10 protein-coding genes and 2 pseudogenes are annotated in these 12,694 nt (G+C 33.4%); 5 read left to right on the top strand and 7 right to left on the bottom strand.

What is annotated here, in order from left to right:
- Window positions 1-186: 186 nt before the first annotated feature.
- The 3 genes from JM172_RS07040 to JM172_RS07050 all read right to left on the bottom strand — a co-directional run bounded on the left by JM172_RS07040 (window position 187) and on the right by JM172_RS07050 (window position 2,829).
- Complete coding sequence (locus JM172_RS07040) at window positions 187-630, bottom strand: MarR family winged helix-turn-helix transcriptional regulator (RefSeq protein WP_214481396.1); 444 nt, start codon at window positions 628-630, stop codon at window positions 187-189.
- A 206-nt stretch (window positions 631-836) separates the two neighbouring features.
- A complete protein-coding gene (locus JM172_RS07045) occupies window positions 837-1,388 on the bottom strand; it encodes a flavodoxin family protein (protein ID WP_250886548.1) in 552 nt (183 codons plus the stop codon).
- Between the two features lie 448 nt (window positions 1,389-1,836).
- Window positions 1,837-2,829, bottom strand: a complete 993-nt coding sequence (locus JM172_RS07050; RefSeq protein WP_214481397.1) for an ABC transporter substrate-binding protein — start codon at window positions 2,827-2,829, stop codon at window positions 1,837-1,839.
- 165 nt (window positions 2,830-2,994) lie between these two features.
- Between JM172_RS07050 and JM172_RS07055 the strand changes: the two genes are divergently transcribed.
- Genes JM172_RS07055 through JM172_RS07070 form a run of 4 tightly spaced genes read left to right on the top strand, consistent with a single transcriptional unit; the run spans window position 2,995 to window position 6,638 of the window.
- Window positions 2,995-3,996 carry a FecCD family ABC transporter permease gene (locus JM172_RS07055; RefSeq protein WP_214481398.1) on the top strand — a complete coding sequence of 334 codons (1,002 nt, stop codon included), beginning with the start codon at window positions 2,995-2,997 and terminating at the stop codon, window positions 3,994-3,996.
- Window positions 3,993-5,051: a FecCD family ABC transporter permease gene (locus JM172_RS07060; RefSeq protein WP_214481399.1), complete on the top strand. Its 1,059-nt coding sequence runs from the start codon at window positions 3,993-3,995 to the stop codon at window positions 5,049-5,051. Before JM172_RS07055 ends, JM172_RS07060 begins: the two co-directional genes overlap by 4 nt.
- Before the next feature lie 14 nt (window positions 5,052-5,065).
- Window positions 5,066-5,896, top strand: coding sequence for an ABC transporter ATP-binding protein (locus JM172_RS07065; RefSeq protein ID WP_410628996.1), 831 nt, complete (start codon window positions 5,066-5,068; stop codon window positions 5,894-5,896).
- Window positions 5,877-6,638: an IucA/IucC family C-terminal-domain containing protein gene (locus tag JM172_RS07070; RefSeq protein WP_214481401.1), complete on the top strand. Its 762-nt coding sequence runs from the start codon at window positions 5,877-5,879 to the stop codon at window positions 6,636-6,638. Before JM172_RS07065 ends, JM172_RS07070 begins: the two co-directional genes overlap by 20 nt.
- A 365-nt stretch (window positions 6,639-7,003) precedes the next feature.
- Here the strand turns inward: JM172_RS07070 and JM172_RS07075 are convergent.
- The 4 genes and pseudogenes from JM172_RS07075 to tnpB all read right to left on the bottom strand — a co-directional run.
- Window positions 7,004-7,419, bottom strand: a pseudogene (locus JM172_RS07075) (VOC family protein).
- 42 nt (window positions 7,420-7,461) lie between these two features.
- Complete coding sequence (locus JM172_RS07080; protein ID WP_214481402.1) at window positions 7,462-7,824, bottom strand: VOC family protein; 363 nt, start codon at window positions 7,822-7,824, stop codon at window positions 7,462-7,464.
- A gap of 59 nt (window positions 7,825-7,883) precedes the next feature.
- Window positions 7,884-8,531, bottom strand: coding sequence for an RNA polymerase sigma factor (locus tag JM172_RS07085; RefSeq protein ID WP_250886558.1), 648 nt, complete (start codon window positions 8,529-8,531; stop codon window positions 7,884-7,886).
- 1,167 nt (window positions 8,532-9,698) lie between these two features.
- A pseudogene (gene tnpB / locus JM172_RS07090) lies at window positions 9,699-10,622 on the bottom strand (IS200/IS605 family element RNA-guided endonuclease TnpB); the annotation flags it as partial.
- Between the two features lie 299 nt (window positions 10,623-10,921).
- Here tnpB and JM172_RS07095 point away from each other — a divergent pair.
- A complete protein-coding gene (locus JM172_RS07095) occupies window positions 10,922-12,166 on the top strand; it encodes a DUF5068 domain-containing protein (RefSeq protein WP_214481404.1) in 1,245 nt (414 codons plus the stop codon).
- The last annotated feature ends 528 nt before the right edge of the window (window positions 12,167-12,694 follow it).

A 12,694-nucleotide genomic window follows, 5' to 3' on the forward strand; every position in this document is an offset into this window, starting at 1 on the left:
CATTCAGTGACCCTTCGATGTCATTCTTCATTCTTATAATATTTAATATTAGTTCTATGAACTGGTGTTTATCTTAATTCGAAACTTCTATGAGCCAATTAAGTAACTCTTGTGCATTATATCTAACTGTCTGAAAATACTTTAGGTTTGCATGAACAAGCCTAGTTAAATATATTGAATCAATGCTTATATATTTTGTTTCTCAGACATGACGATGCCATGCAGTTTTTTCACAATTGCATAAAATTGTTCGGCTTCACTCTCATCTAACTTAGAAAAATACTTATCTATAATTTTATTATCAATTTCTTTAGAAGCTTGATATAGCTCCAACCCTTTAGTATCCAGGTTAATATGAACTTCTCGTCGATTGTCAACATTTATTTCTCGCTTAATATACTTATCTTTTTCTAGCTTACTAAGCAGTTGACTTACTCCACTTGTAGATATGTTCATCTTCTCGGCTAAATCTTTTACAGTTATATTATTGAATGTTTGAACAATGTTTATTAGTACAGATTGTTTTGGAGTTAAATCAAACTGAAGCAGCGATTCAATCTCATGTATTAGAGAATTATTGATTTGTTCTAATAGCATAAAAGCATCTTTAAAATATGTGTTATTATCCATTATATTCACCACCTAAATTGTTTATATATATAAAATGTTTAATCTAATTATATGTTAGATGTTATTATTTGTAAAGTTAAAAGTTGGTAAGAAACAAAAAAGGAACTGTCAAAAAATCGACAATTCTACAATAATAAAATATTCAGATTTATATATTTATAATCTTTTAATAGCAAAGCTTTCTTTATAATCAATTAACTACTCAATTAAATTACTTCCAACTGTGTTTTTAGCTTATTGTTAAGATATGTTGCTTTTGAAAGTGCTTCTTCATCCATCTTAACGTCCATCGGTTCGTTTCCTTGACCTAAAAGATAATCAACAAATTCCATATTGACAAAGTCAAAAATATAATGAAATTGTTGAATTAATGGTAGGGCTACAATTTTCTTATTCCCACCAGTAACGACAACATACGCTTTCTTTTTACTCATTTCTTCTTTAAAGTTGAACCTTTCATCACGAAGGTATTGTGACCAACGGTCAATAAAGGTTTTCATTTGTCCTGACATACCGTACCAATATAACGGTGTTGTAAAAACAATTACATCATGGCTTAATAACGACTGAATGATATCCTCATAATCATCCTCAACTAGATGAAATCCTTCTTCAGTATGACGTTTGTCTACAATATCCTTAATATGATAATCATGTAAAAATAATTTTTTATAAGCTACATCTTGTAGCATCTGGTCAGTAAGATATTCTGAATTCCCGTTCTTTCTAGAACTCCCCAGTATATTTAATATCTTCATCATAACACTCCCATTCTTATTAAACACTTGGATCAAGTTTTAAATGCTATTCTTATTATATAGAAGATAAGATTGTCCTATAAAAAAAATAAGATAGTTGAACAGTGATGTATATTCCATAATTATACATCACCATATGGATCCTGCAAGGAAAAAGGTTTATAGTTCCGTGAACTCTGTGAGTAGAAATAGAGCCCTTGTTGAAAATTTAGTTGCCATTTACCTTTGTATGAAGAAAAAACTCGTAAAAAAATCAATAATTCATGAACAAACAGTTTTATTACACTAGTACAGAACGACTAGATAAGATTATAAAGTTCATTTCATCGTAAATAGTAAGGTGGACAACAATATATGTACAAACTACGATTACAAACTATAACTCCCTATGTTAAAAATAATAAAAACTCGGAATCACAGATTCCGAGTTTTTATTATTAAGATTGTACTATTCATTTTCTTCTAAGAAATATTTTTCAATATCATCTAAAAATAAGTTAGCTGCTTTGACACCGCCAGCTGTGTTCCAAATTGCATCATTTACTCTATAGATATTATTGTTTTGTACAACATTTAAATTATTAAATAGTGGATCATTAATCCACTCTTCTTCTAATTTCTTTGCTTCCCCTTCTTTATCAGCAGGATCATATGTGAAATAAAATAGAATGTCACCATCCATTGCTGGGATACGCTCTTTCGTCACATTTTTTTCTGCAAAATCAGCTATATCCTGACTTTCCGGTCGAGCAAATCCTAATTGTTCAAGAATTACTCCTGAAAAAGTATCTTTATGATAAATTCGAACATCTCCAGGCATGAATCGAACGATAGACACCTCTTGGTTTAATTTATCACCTAGTTGATTTTGTAAATTTTCAATACGATTATTAAATTCAGAAATGACGTCTTTACCTTGCTCCTCTTTATTAACCGCTTTTGCATATAACTCAAAGTTATCTTTCCAATCTCCTCGCAATGTTTCTGCAAATACTGTAGGAGCAATTGCAGATAGTTGTTCATAAATCTTCTCATGTCGCATTTTATTACCAATGATCAGATCTGGTTGTAGTGATAAGATTGTTTCTAAACTCGGTTCCATTTCTTTTCCCACACTCTTTACACCATTCATTTCTTCTTGTATATGATCATACCAAGGGTCACCTGTCCACGATTGAACGGCTCCAACCGGTGTGATACCAAGTGATAATAAAGCTTCTGTCCCTTCATTCGTTAAAATAACAATTTTTTCTGGCGTTCCTTCTACTTCTGTTGTACCCATTGCATGTTCTACTTGATAAGAACTACTTTCAGTTGTAGTTACCTTCTCTCCACTAGACGTTTCACCTTCTGTATTTGAGCAACCTACAAGTGTTAGAATTGCTATGAGAAATACCCCAGTAAGTAATGAAGATAAACGATTTGATTTGTATGTATTCATGTCATCTCCCCCTATTTGATAATGATTTTCATTCCTGTTTAGATGTTAGAGTATATTTTCGGCTTTGTCAATATCTAAATGAAAATGATTATCAAAGTCATTGACATTCTCTTTTTCATCTCCTACACTTAAAGAGAATTCGGTAAATTGAGGGAGAAGTAAGAAATGTTACTAACTAATAATAGAGGAAAATTGTTTGGTTTGATCACTAGTTTATGTATTTTATTGTTGTGTATTGGACTTAGCATTATCCTTGGCTATACTGATACAGGTGTTCAAACAGCTATTGAAGCCTTCCAACAATTTGATGGTTCAAATGAACATATTATTATTCAGCAAGTGCGTCTACCAAGAGCATTAATAGCTGCTGTAATTGGAAGTAGCTTAGCCATTGCAGGAGCCCTCATGCAAGCACTAATGAAAAATCCACTCGCTTCACCGGATATTATAGGTATTAACGCAGGTGCGAGCTTTTTTATCGTTGTTGCACTAATGGTATTTTCAGTTAATTCATTGCAAACGTATACTTGGATCGCTTTTGCTGGTGCTGCTTTTGCCTCATGTATAGTATATGTTTTTAGCAGCTCTGGAACAGGCTTGACTCCAATGAAATTAACACTTGCAGGTGCTGCAATAGCAGCGTTGTTTTCTTCTCTAACTCAAGGGTTATTAGTGATGGACGAATCTGCCCTTGATCAAGCATTGTTTTGGCTAGCTGGGTCGGTTCAAGGTAGAGAATTGGATATTTTGTTCACAGTATATCCTTACCTCATAGGTGCGACAGTTCTAGCTTTCATTATTTCTCCAAAAATTAATGTCTTAACCATGGGGGAAGATGTAGCAAGGGGGCTCGGACTACGTACAGGAGTAGTTAATTTAACGATGACGTTTTGCTTCGTTTTACTTGCGGGGGGTTCTGTTGCAGTAGCTGGCCCTATCGGATTTATAGGTATTATCATTCCACATATCGTGCGGACATTAGTAGGAAATGATTTCAGATGGATTTTACCCTATTGCGGAGTCTTAGGAGGCATTTTGTTATTGTTAGCGGATATAGGGGCGCGGTACGTCATTATGCCAGAAGAAGTACCGGTTGGTGTGATGACTGCTTTTATCGGAACACCATTTTTTATTTACATTGCTCGAAAAGGAGTACACTCAGCATGAATAAATATTATCCTTTACGGGTTGGAAAGCAGAAAATATCACTGATACTTGATAGACATGCCATTAAGATAACTGCATTATTTCTCATGTTATTATTACTCTTATTCTTAATTAGTAGCGGAATGGGAGAACAGTTTTTACAACCTTTGCGTGTAGTGGCTATCTTATTAGGTCAAGGGGATGCTTATGAACAATTAGTCGTTCAGTCATTTCGTATGCCACGAATTTTGATCGCTATCCTTGTCGGTATGAGCCTTGCTGTAGCTGGGGCTATTTTACAAGCTATTGTCCGAAATCCACTCGCTTCACCAGACATTATTGGTATTTCAGGTGGCGCATCAGTTGCCGTTGTTTTCTTTTTAGTTATATTTAGCGACGCAAATAATGCTTTAACAGTTAGTATCAAGTGGCTTCCGTTAAGTGCATTTGCAGGTGCAACTATTGTGACCTTTTTGTTATACATACTAGCATGGAAAAACGGTCTTTCTACTATACGTCTCGTATTAATCGGTATTAGTTTGTGGGCGTTTACAAAGGCTTTGACAACCTTACTCATGATCATTGGTCCAATTTATCAAGCTAGCCAAGCCAATGTATGGATAACAGGATCTGTATATGGTTCTAATTGGGAAAACGTATGGATACTGACCCCAATTACAACTTCACTGTTGTTCATAGTCATGATTATGATAAGACAGATTAATATTCAAGAACTAGGTGAAGAAATTGCGGTTGGTGTGGGTACTCACATACAAAGGCAACGCATATTATTATTATTATTAAGTGCTGCGTTAATCGGAACTGCAGTGGCATTCGCTGGAGGTATCGGATTTGTAGGGCTAATGGCTCCTCACATCGCAAGAAGACTTGTTGGATCTTCATTTGGTGCATTACTTCCTTTATCAGCATTAATTGGTGCTATTCTTGTCCTATTAGCAGATACAATTGGGCGAACTGTCTTTCTTCCTATTGAAATACCAGCGGGTGTTTTTACAGCAATTATTGGAGCACCATACTTTATTTATCTATTATATAAACAGCGAAACGGTATGTAAAAGGGGTGGGCAAAGTGAAAGCATTAGAAACAAAATCATTGACGGTGTCATATAGTGATTCGATTATTATAGATGAATTAGATGTAACTATCCCAAAAGGAGAAATTACAGTATTTATTGGAAGTAATGGATGCGGGAAATCTACCCTTCTTCGTTCATTAGCTCGGCTTCTGAAGCCCCGAGCGGGAACAATCTTCATTGAACAAGATGCTATTGCTAAATTACCGACTAAAGAAATTGCTAAAAGATTAGCTATTTTACCACAAGGGCCAATAGCTCCTGAAGGACTTACAGTCTTACAACTAGTGAAACAAGGAAGATACCCTTATCAATCTTGGTATCGCCAATGGTCCGAAGAAGATGAAAAACTTGTCTCCCAAGCACTTAAAGCAACAGGTATGGAAGAACTATCTGATCGTTTTGTAGACTCATTGTCGGGCGGACAAAGACAACGGGCTTGGATTGCCATGACGTTAGCTCAAGACACAGATATAATTTTATTAGATGAACCGACGACTTATTTAGACATGACTCATCAAATAGAAATATTAGATCTATTATTTGAACTTAACGATATAGAAGATAGAACGATTATTATGGTTCTCCACGATTTAAATTTAGCTTGCAGGTATGCTCATAACGTGATCGCTATCAAAGATAAAAAAGTGTTTGCTCACGGGAAACCGGAACAAGTAATTAACTCTAAGCTAGTTAAGGAAGTCTTTCAAATGAATTGTGATGTAACAGCTGATCCCCTTTTTGGAACACCAATGTGCATTCCACACGGGAGAGGCAGGCGTATTTTAAATGAGGTGAAAAAGCATCATGAGCTCGTTTACAGCTGAAGAATTAAAGATCTTACAAGAGGAATACCGATTATCAATAACAACTAAACCTTCATTGTTGTCAGTTTACACAGAAGACTTACTTGATGAACAAATGTTACACAATTATTTAGTTTATATTAAAGAGAAAACTAAGTCTGCTAACATTATGGTAACTAGCTCTCTTTTTGTGAAAAGATACAGCTTTGCGGTTTTAATTGCATTATATGCGATGAGTGCACTAAGTAAAAAGGTGGACTTTTCGATTAAAAATGTTGCTATTGAATCGGAGGAAGAACGTGATACACTTTGGCAGCCATTTTTCAAGTTGAATAACGTATCAATAGAAGACGCCTCTGATCGTAATCGGATCAAGTGGAGAAATGATATTTTAACACAAATTTTTGCAAATCACATAGACGTTTTATTTTCATTAATAAATAAAAAATGCAAACTATCAATGGCCATAATGTGGGAAAATCTATATATATACATAAAATGGATGTACGAAAAACTGTTATCTGATAGTCAATATAATCACTTACACGAAACGATAACTGATGATTACATTTATTTGTTGCAAGAAGGGGCAAGCTCTTTGTTTGGTTCACATGATCATAACCCATTTTCGAAATTCGCAAAATCAAAACATAACAATCAATCAACTTATAAGCGGACAAGCTGTTGTTTTTCATACTTAGTTGGGGATCAAAGAAATTTTTGCAAAATATGTCCAATTGTTCATGACAGAAAGAAAGCTTAATAAACCTTTAATTAAAAGAAGTAGGGTTTGTTCCAATACAGACCCCACTCGTTTTAAAGTTCTTTTCGTAATGCTGTCTTCCCACTGAGTATTGCTTTAAGTACTAGAACTAAAATGTCTATACACCAAGTGATCGTGGGTTATTTTCTACTAAGGCTCTTTTCCACATTAATTATAATTAATAGTAAAATAGTACCATGTTACGATAAAAGCCATTTCTTCAGCTCTACATTTCAACACCAAAAAGGTAATCTGCCATTGCTTAAATACCGTGCTATATATTATAAAAATTTATCATCTTAATAGCAGGAAATTTACACGACTAATTATTCAACACACTTTTCCTAGGGTGTCAAATATATCATTTAATCAACTTGATATTTTTCTTTAAACATAGGACTCAGCTCACTCCAAACATCAAACTTATTTCCATTGAGATCATAAAAAACAAAATTGTTACCTGGGTGCCCACGATCTTCTATTTCTCCTACACTGACTCCTTTGGATTTAAGAAGGGTATGAAACTTTGCTAGTTCACTATACCCATTCACCTCAAAAGTCATCGTAAAATGTTCATATCCATTATAATCGAGAAACCCTACCCTCTCTCCTTGCTTTGCTTTCACAAGAAAAAACTTTGATTCGCTAAGTCAAGTATTACCTTATCATGATTCGAAAACGTTTCTTTCGCTCCAAGGTTTTGCTGATACCACTCTGATGCTTTCTGGGGATCTGCTACTGGGACATATGTAGTACCCACTCTTTGTATGAATGTACTCATTGTTTCTCCTCCGTGATTGCTTATAAATTATATATACAACTCCTAAAATGTCACAACACCCAATATATTTCCGTCAAGATCAAACAAATCAAAGAATCTCATTCCATCTCCTCCATGGATTTCACCTACTTTATTCCCTTGATTTGTTAAATAAGTATGGAAACTATCAACATCTTCACAGTAAAAATTAAAGGTTTGATGATGAATTTGTGGCATTGTTTCAACCTTGTATAAGGTTAAGGCAGTTTTCAACTCCCCCTCATCATTAAATCGAAAACCTACATATTGCCCGTCACTGCTTCGGTAAACAACTTTAAAAGGAAAAGTCTCCATATACCACCTTTCTGATCTTTCAATATTTGTTACTGGGACAAAAACACTATCAATTCTTTTAACTGTTTTCATATAAATCGCCTCCTTTATATAAATAACGGCATAAAACATAAAAAAGATACGAAAAAAATTTATATTTTTTCTTTGAAAAAAAAACGATTCCCATCAGGATCATACAACTCAAATGTAAAGAACTGGTCATCTCTATTTACCTTTACGCCTCGAGAAACAAGGATATGATAAGTAGTAACTATACCCTGAAAATCATTTTTCTTTAAGTTGTTTAATAAACGATTGAGGATCGTTGGTATAGGTTCGTTACTCTTTATTTGAACACTTTTCATTTTTGTTAAAGTCGTTCTACCTCGATTTAAAGCAGCTTTAACTGCCCCATCAGTCATTTCTAATAATTCAGCAATATCTTTTGACTTAAATCCGAAGTATTCTGTGAGTAATATAATTGCAGCTTGTTTGAAAGGTAGTAGTGAAATGAGTACTTCTATAGAATCAATTAAACTTATGTCGGTAATTTTTTCAGCCATACTAACTTCTCCATCAACAACCTCCCTCTTTGTTTTTTTGATCGTATCTCGCCATTGATTTGTTGCTGTTTTAAAAAGATACCCTTTTGGATTAGGGTGATCACTGAGCTTAGAGGAGCGTTTAATAATGTTTAACAAGGTATCTTGATATAAATCATCACCATCCCATGGTGTACCTGTTAACATATGACAATACCGCTTCAATTCGGGTAAAAATTCATTAATATAAGGCTGCATTTCCACATCATACACTCCTAAATAACCTATTAACTTCCAATGATATAAACTAATTATTTCAAATTGAGTTAGTTTTAACAATCTTTTTTTAAGCTCTAATCGTATATTATGTGGCGTGGTTCCTATACTAGAGGATAAAAATGTTGTTTTGTGCAACAGTGATCGTTTTATAAAGGCTCTTTTCGTAAACTCTGTTGCTATTGGTACCAAATTAGTAACATAAAAAGCGGTTTTATTTATTAGTCATCTTTGTACTGAAGAAAAGACCTTACGATACTTAATTTTATAGGTGTTCATTTTCATTTTTTAGTACGATAAATAACAACCCATGTGAAAGCAGCCATAAAAAATACTAATCCAGTTATTCAAGACAAAATTACTAAACGCAGATCTAGCCTATTAAGAAAATCTATATATATGACTGTAGGCTGTGTAATTCGTGAGGCAAGAAAGCAAAAGACATCAGATGAGAAATACAAGATTTAACCCCAAATTCTGCATTTGAATAAATAAAAAAGCACTACATATCTCAAATCATAATAAGAGTCATGCTAATGCTGTAGGAGTAGGTGGTCGAGAGGTTTTTGTAATAGTTTTTTTATGAAGTAAAGTTTAATTAGGCATGGACTCTTTCTTGCTATTTGTACGGTTCAGCGTGGTTATCTAAGAGGCAAAAAAGGTGTTGGTAATTCTGTGAATTCAATTTACCAATACCTTTTTTATGATTTCTAGTAATTCACATTACTTGAAACAGATACAATTACTAAGTTTAGATCAGTTTGTTCTATTAATAAAATTAATTCAGAGTGCTTCCACACTCAAAATGGCTTGAGTATGATCACAGAAAGAAGCGTGTAGTGGTGTTCTCCTATAGTTAATTCGCCGTATACATTTTTTCACAATTCAACCAAAGGTGCATTTGAATGTGAATTATTGTTTTATATAAACTTATTGATTGAATCCATATATCTTCGCTCAGTTATTATACAGCTAATTTCATCCTTTGCACCCTCTCTTGTACCACAATTAAGTAACCAGTTACATGAGCCTATAACTAAATATTATTGATCGGTAAGTAATAACTTAGAATGCAAAGGGGGTTTTTGAACCTCTGACGACTGAAGTCGCGAGATTCCTAAGTAAGGAAACCTAACGGTTTCTAATTGATTAGACTATCCCCGTAGTTCCTACGGTTAAGGGACGAATCTCTTTGTTTCTAAGGTTTAGTCCTGCGTTAATACCCCTGTCGTGATGAGTACCACAAGAAGGGCAATCCCATTCGCGAAGGTTAAGATTTTTAACGTCTTTATTTTGAAATCCACAGTTCGAACAGAGTTGACTTGAAGCGAAAGTTTTTGGAAACAGCAATAACTTTTTTTCCGCACCATTTTGCTTTGTATTCAAGCATAGAACGGAATTTCGCCCAAGATATTTCACTTATGGATTTTGAAAGTTTTCCGTTTTTAAGCATGTTACTCACCTACAAACCTTCAATCCCAATGATGTCGTAATTTTTGACAATTTGGGCTGATACTTTTTGCAAATAGTCATTTCTTGCATTTGATATTTTTTCTTGAATACGTGCTACTTTCACGCATTGTTTATGCCAATTGGATCCACCTTTCGTACGCCTTGAAAGAATACGTTGTGCATCAACTAGTTTCTTTTCTAGCGTACTAGAGAATTTAGGGTTACTGTTTTCCGTACCATTAGACAAAATGGCATAGTGTTTTAATCCCATATCAATTCCAAAGAATGATTTCGTTTTTTTAAAGGTTGCACATCTACTTCAGCTAAAAGGGAAACAAAGTATTTTCCACTAGGGTTTCGTCTAATCCTAGCGTTAAGGACACGCCCTTCTACTTCTCTACTTTTCGCAAACTTAACAAGCCCAAGTTTAGGTAACTTAAGTTTGTTCTCAATAATGGTTATATATACGATTGAATATTTAGTGGTGAAGGATTGGACTTTATTTTTCTTCGACTTAAATCGAGGTACATCATTTTATTTTTTGAAAAATCGAGTGTAAGCGTGAGAATGGTTTCGAAGTGAAGATTGTAGGGATATACTGTCAACTTCTTTTAACCAAACCAACTAATCAAAGTAATTTATAAATCCCTATACAACAATGTTTATTTAAGGATTCAGCTTCTAAAACGGTTAATCTTTTTTATAAACGGTGCGACTTTTTTATAATTCAATTTTGTTTTAAACGTAAACGTCAAATAGCCCAGAAAACAAGACTGAATTTGTTTCTAGGTTATTTAACGTTTACGTAAATAGCCAAAAATAGTAATTTATACCTAGTAAATTTATACAAATATACCCGTAACTTGTAAACTATATTTTAGTATAATAATGAAGTATTACATAAGAGAGAGGTAGAGAATATGATCAAAAGAAAATTTTTAACAATGCTTTCAATTGGAGTGTTATTTTTAGCAGCTTGTGGAGATGATGAAAAAGCATCATCAGAGGAAAAAGAAGAAAAGCCAAAAATGGAGGAAACAAGTACTGAAGAAAAAGCACCAGAAGAAGAAGAAAAAGTAGAAGAAAATACACAGACCACTGGTGAGTTAAATCCAATTATTGCTGAAGAAACAGAAGGTAATGTTGAAGTAATTTACACTAACAAAGAGCCTAATTATACTCATGATTTAGATGGTTTTAAAGTGAGTGTTGATGAATATCAGATCGTAAAAGTTACTGATATGAATACAGATTATAATATTGCTTTCGATGATCAAACAGAGGGATATGTTATTACAACAAAGGTAACGGTTAATAATACTACCGATAAACCATTGTATTATACAAATTTTCATAAAATACAATTAAGCAGTAACTTAGACTATATTCAAAATAACGGCAGAAAACTCGTGCCCGAAGATCAACAAATAGCTAAAATTAAACAGAACAAAGATCAAATTAGCTTATTTGAAGCTGGTGAAACTGTTACCGGATTAATGACATTTATCTTAACTAATGAAGAATTAGAAAAGTTAAAAACGGTTTCTACTAAATATATCATTGAAGGTGGAGTTGCTGACAATGATATGTTTAAAAATAGTAACCAGCAGCATTCAGATGCTTTTATTTTCGCTTTTGAAGGCAATGAAACAGGGAATCAAACAACATCAAACTTTTTACAAGATCGCTTAACAACAGATAATATGGCTGATAAGGAAATGATTTTTGAAGAGACAGGAATCAATGAAACAAAAAATATTGATAAGGTAAATATTCAAGTAGATACTGTGCAATACACTGTAATTGAGCCTACAGAAGCAAGTAAACCACGCTTTGAAAATTTTGGTGATAATGGAATTGTAGCCTTAACTGTTAAATTAAATATCGACAATCAATCCACTGAACCTTTAAGAATTAGTGGTCTTGGCACTAAACTTAATATTGATGATAATAGAGCAACAATATTTAGTGAAGGAATGGTGGAACCACGTGAACTAGAAGCAATTTCTCCTGGTGAAAAAGGTGAAAAACTTCATGTATTCCTTTTTAGAAAAGACGAATTTGAATTATATAAGAAATTCGATATGGAGGTTGGACCTTTTAAAGGTGAGGATGGCAAAGATTTATTCAAAGGAAAATCAGCAACCTTTTCATTACCAAGATAAATACAGAAGCCAGTGTTTTAACACTGGTTCTTTTAAATTAATTTAGTAAGTAATACAATTAATTTATATATAAATGCTTTGAGAATATTAAAAAACGTTAATTTTTTTAAAATGAAGTGGAAAATAATTTAAAAGAGTACCGAAACAAATTAAGTTTCCAGATTTAAGGTCCGTATCCTTAATTTACATATTTTATAATATTGGCGATTGGTTGTTAATTTCTAGCTCAAAATAGCACTTGTTATTGCCTTATTCAAATAAAAGATGAGATTTCCTCAATGGAAACTCGTCTTCTTTTTGTGTATAGATAAGCTATTTTTAAAAAATCGCTGTTACTTATGTGTTGTTCATTACCACTAATCTTAAACTAATTTAACTTCTGTAAAATCGGTAGCTATTCCTCAACAATATGACCCTAAAATGTATAATGGCACGTATCTATATTACAGATGTCGAGTAGAATGGAGTCTTTTTACCTTACGGTAAATTGTACTCCATCCCCTCACAGAACCGTGCTTGCACTATTAA

The organism is Bacillus sp. SM2101 (assembly GCF_018588585.1).
Classification (GTDB): domain Bacteria; phylum Bacillota; class Bacilli; order Bacillales; family SM2101; genus Nanhaiella; species Nanhaiella sioensis.

Coding starts and splice junctions, on each gene's coding strand:
- JM172_RS07040 (WP_214481396.1), bottom strand. CDS start 630: ATGGATAATAACACATATTTTAAAGATGCTTTTATGCTATTAGAACAA.
- JM172_RS07045 (WP_250886548.1), bottom strand. CDS start 1,388: ATGAAGATATTAAATATACTGGGGAGTTCTAGAAAGAACGGGAATTCA.
- JM172_RS07050 (WP_214481397.1), bottom strand. CDS start 2,829: ATGAATACATACAAATCAAATCGTTTATCTTCATTACTTACTGGGGTA.
- JM172_RS07055 (WP_214481398.1), top strand. CDS start 2,995: ATGTTACTAACTAATAATAGAGGAAAATTGTTTGGTTTGATCACTAGT.
- JM172_RS07060 (WP_214481399.1), top strand. CDS start 3,993: ATGAATAAATATTATCCTTTACGGGTTGGAAAGCAGAAAATATCACTG.
- JM172_RS07070 (WP_214481401.1), top strand. CDS start 5,877: ATGAGCTCGTTTACAGCTGAAGAATTAAAGATCTTACAAGAGGAATAC.
- JM172_RS07080 (WP_214481402.1), bottom strand. CDS start 7,824: ATGAAAACAGTTAAAAGAATTGATAGTGTTTTTGTCCCAGTAACAAAT.
- JM172_RS07085 (WP_250886558.1), bottom strand. CDS start 8,531: ATGCAGCCTTATATTAATGAATTTTTACCCGAATTGAAGCGGTATTGT.
- JM172_RS07095 (WP_214481404.1), top strand. CDS start 10,922: ATGATCAAAAGAAAATTTTTAACAATGCTTTCAATTGGAGTGTTATTT.